The sequence below is a fragment of the Polynucleobacter sp. 35-46-11 genome, assembly GCF_002281105.1.
This window is the reverse complement of sequence record NZ_NCFJ01000283.1, coordinates 1-3342: the sequence shown is the minus strand read 5'-3', so window position 1 is coordinate 3342 and position 3342 is coordinate 1. Positions and strand designations below refer to the sequence as shown.

At 47.4% G+C, this 3342-nt stretch carries 3 protein-coding genes and 1 pseudogene; 2 read left to right on the top strand and 2 right to left on the bottom strand.

The annotated features are described in order from the left end of the window. The first annotated feature begins 8 nt into the window (after positions 1 to 8). Entirely contained in the window at positions 9 to 1259 is a 1251-nt protein-coding gene (locus tag B7Y67_RS13515; RefSeq protein WP_293599099.1) for a M48 family metallopeptidase, read from the top strand. 23 nt (positions 1260 to 1282) lie between these two features. Next, a complete protein-coding gene (rsgA, locus tag B7Y67_RS13510) occupies positions 1283 to 2296 on the top strand; it encodes a ribosome small subunit-dependent GTPase A (RefSeq protein ID WP_293599098.1) in 1014 nt (337 codons plus the stop codon). On the opposite strand, the gene B7Y67_RS13505 is transcribed toward rsgA, so the two are convergent. Beyond that, the gene (locus B7Y67_RS13505) at positions 2241 to 3200 is read right to left on the bottom strand and encodes a CobD/CbiB family protein (protein ID WP_293599097.1); all 960 of its coding nucleotides are present in this window, start codon (positions 3198 to 3200) and stop codon (positions 2241 to 2243) included. The genes rsgA and B7Y67_RS13505 overlap by 56 nt on opposite strands. Further along, positions 3197 to 3342 (bottom strand): annotated as a pseudogene (locus B7Y67_RS13500) (coenzyme A pyrophosphatase); the annotation flags it as partial. The gene B7Y67_RS13505 and the pseudogene B7Y67_RS13500, both read right to left, overlap by 4 nt.

Here is a 3342-nt window from a genome sequence, read left to right as displayed (position 1 = left end):
ATCATCTCATGACATTCACAATTGTTTTTCTAATCGCCTTCATCGCCAGCTTTGGTCTACGCCACTGGTTATCTCAACGCCAAATTCGTCACGTCGCCCTTAACCGCGATGTGGTACCCGCCGAGTTTGCCTCTCAGATCTCCCTGGCCGAACATCAAAAAGCGGCCGACTACACCATCGCCAAATTACGCCTCGGTATTTTTGAAAACGGTGTCAGCGCGATTATCTTGATCAGCTTCACACTCTTGGGTGGTCTGCAAATTTTAAATCTGTCCCTTCTGCAACTATTGGGGGAAGGTATTGCGCAGCAAATGGCTTTACTTATATCCATTGTCATCATCTCCGGAATTATTGATCTACCCTTTTCCTGGTACAAACAGTTTTATCTGGAAGAACGCTTTGGCTTTAATCGTATGAATGCCAAATTATTTTTTAGTGATATGTTCAAAGGTCTCGGGGTTGGTGGTGCGATTGGTGTTCCCCTCCTTTGGGTCATTCTGAGTTTGATGGCTCAAGCAGGAGACCTTTGGTGGCTCTGGGCCTGGGGTGTTCTTACTGCCTTCAGTTTGTTAATGCAGTGGGTATTTCCGACCTTTATCGCCCCAATCTTTAATAAGTTTGAAGCGCTAGAAGAAGGTGCACTCAAAACACAAATCGAAGCCTTACTCAAACGTTGTGACTTTGCAAGCCAAGGTCTATTTGTGATGGATGGCAGTAAACGTAGCGCACACGGAAATGCATTTTTTGCCGGAATGGGCAAAGCGAAGCGTATTGTCTTTTTTGATACCTTGATTGAAAAACTCAATCCCGGCGAAGTAGAGGCAGTACTGGCTCATGAACTCGGTCACTACAAGTGCAACCATATTCGTAAACGCCTACTGGTTTCTTTTGCCTTGAGCTTTGTCACGCTGGCACTACTGGGCTGGGTCAGCACTCAGCCATGGTTCTACAGCGACCTTGGCGTGATGCCCAACCCGAATGGGTATAACGGCGGCTTGGCTTTAGCGCTCTTTATGCTGGTATCACCAGTATTTAGCTTCTTCCTTACCCCACTATCGAGCTTGGCATCACGTAAACATGAATACGAAGCCGATGGTTTTGCTGCAGATAAATCCTCCGCAAGTGATTTGATCTCGGCCCTGGTCAAGCTCTATCAAGACAACGCTTCGACTTTAACGCCAGATCCGATCTATACCGCTTTCTATAGCTCACACCCTCCCGCGCCATTGCGCATTGCCAATCTCAAACGTTTTAGCTAAGTAATCTGGAATTGATTTAGTTAATGGAACAATTTCATGCGCTATTAACCGCCTCCTATGGAAGACATTATTTAGCGCAGCGTTTAGTAAAAGATGATCGTGGCAATGAATCTCCTATCGGTGAATTAATTCAGGTAAGCACGCCAGCAAAGCAGCATATCGGCGCGGTAGGTGATCGTATGTTATTGGAAATGACTTCAGCTGATCAAGCGCGAATTATTCGCATCGAGCCACGAGAAAATTTACTCTATCGATCCGATGCTTTTAAAAGCAAACTCATTGCCTCAAATGTTGATCAAATATTAGTCGTGCTAGCTACACAACCTGCTTTCTCACCCGATCTTTTGGGAAGAGCGGTTGTCGCTGCTGAAACCAATCAAATTGGTTTACATATTCTGCTCAACAAGTGCGATCTCAAAGATAACTTAGAACACGCCCGCAAAATCATTGCGCCCTATGCGCGTATGGGCTACCCCGTAACAGAGGTATCTGCCAAGTTTGATGAGGCCTCCATTGAAGCATTGCGACCAGCTATCTCCGGCAAGGTATCGGTATTTGTAGGTCAATCCGGTATGGGTAAATCTAGCCTACTCAATGCCTGGGTCCCCAACGCTGCAGCGATTACTCAAGAGTATTCAGTTCGCTTAGATACCGGCAAGCACACCACAACAGCTTGCCGCTACTTTGAGTTGCCTGAGACTTGGGGGCGTGATGCTAACGGCAAATTAGGTGCTTTAATTGACTCTCCAGGCTTTCAGGAATTTGGCTTGGCCCACATGTCGGTGAGTGAACTAGAGCATGCCTTTAGGGAGTTTCATGATCTGCTCGGCAAGTGTCGCTTTCATAACTGCGCCCATCAATCAGAACCCGATTGTGCGATACGAGAAGCAGTCGACAGAAGTGAAATAGCGCCAGAAAGACTGGCGCTATTTAGGCAATTACGTTCTGACTCAAAAACGGCTGATACGCAGATTCAGGGAATTAGCCAAGCCAAAGAGCGATGGTCAGCATTAGCAATAAAGCCATCCAAGCGATAACCAAGCGCCACACCAAGCCAATGGCGGAGCGCATCGTACGCTCATTCGGCTCAAGCCCCACTTCGTACACAACAGGCTCACCTGCTTCAGCCATGCGCAACGCTTCATCGCTATCGGGCTCGCTCATTGGCTCACCCAAACGAACACCTAATGCACCACTACCGGATGCCAAGATCACCGCCGATAAAGAGTCGGACCATTTGCCAGTCAGGTGGCGCCATGCGTAGACTGCACCTTCAAAGTTGCCGACGATCGCAAAGCCCATTGCCGTAATACGTGCAGGCACCCAATCCAATACGTAGAAGAAATGACGCGCTGCTTCACTTAAATTGAAATCGCCTTTTTCTGACCAACGCTGGGCAGCTGTATCAGCCAAGCGATACAAGACCACACCTGCAGGTCCCATTGGCATTAAGAACCAGAACAACACACCAAACACATGGTGATGTGCGCCAATAATGGCGCGTTCCAGCGCAAGTGAAATAACTTCAGTCTCGGTGAGATTGGAAGTATCTAATTCGGGGCCGTACCACTCACCTAATGCTGTACGTGCTGCTGGCAAATCATGGTTTGCAATTGCCTCATGAACCAGCGTAAAGGAGTGACTAAATTGGCGAAAGCCAAAAAATAAATAGGCGATTATGACGTTCCACACAAATCCCAAAATTGGGAAGCTCACCATAAATACAACATAAATAATGAAGACTAGGAATGTTGGCAGTATGAATGCGACTAGGCAAGCCATACGCGCACCAACTGGACTGGCACCTTCCTCAGTCTTGCCGCCGAATTCGCCAGCAACCCAATCCAACCAGCGAGCACTCATACGCGCGATCCAATGGGTCGAAGTTACTGGGCGATATTGCTCAGCAATGAGGGCGAAGAGAATAGAAAAGAAAGTCATACTTTTAATAAATGATAAAGGTTACGCAACATTCCAGCAGTAGCGCCCCAGATAAAACGATTTTCATAGGGCATTGAATAAAACCGACGGCTACCCTGATCACTCTCCCAGACCCGCACTTGATGATTTGCGGGATCCATTA